Here is a 344-nt window from a genome sequence, read left to right as displayed (position 1 = left end):
AGTGCTCACACAGATTGTCTGATGAAAAACAGCAGTAAAAACCTCTACAGGCTTGTAGCTCAGGTGGTTAGAGCGCACCCCTGATAAGGGTGAGGTCGGTGGTTCAAGTCCACTCAGGCCTACCAAATTTGCGAAGCAAATTTGAAGAGGTTATCAACGATGGGGCTATAGCTCAGCTGGGAGAGCGCCTGCTTTGCACGCAGGAGGTCTGCGGTTCGATCCCGCATAGCTCCACCATCTTTTACTGCGAACACAAGAAAACTTCAGAGTGAACCTGAAAAGGTGCACTGCGAAGTTTTGCTCTTTAAAAATCTGGATCAAGCTGAAAATTGAAACGACACACA

At 47.7% G+C, this 344-nt stretch carries 2 tRNA genes; both read left to right on the top strand.

Going from position 1 to position 344, the window contains the following annotated elements:
• Nucleotides 1-48 precede the first annotated feature (48 nt).
• A tRNA-Ile gene (locus GM298_RS23235) sits at nt 49-125 on the top strand.
• A gap of 36 nt (nt 126-161) precedes the next feature.
• Nucleotides 162-237, top strand: a tRNA-Ala gene (locus tag GM298_RS23230).
• The last annotated feature ends 107 nt before the right edge of the window (nt 238-344 follow it).

The organism is Enterobacter sp. HSTU-ASh6 (genome assembly GCF_026319105.1).
In the GTDB taxonomy this organism is placed as follows: domain Bacteria; phylum Pseudomonadota; class Gammaproteobacteria; order Enterobacterales; family Enterobacteriaceae; genus Enterobacter; species Enterobacter sichuanensis.
The sequence above is the reverse complement of the archived record's forward strand: the minus strand, read 5'-3'. Positions and strand labels throughout refer to the sequence as shown.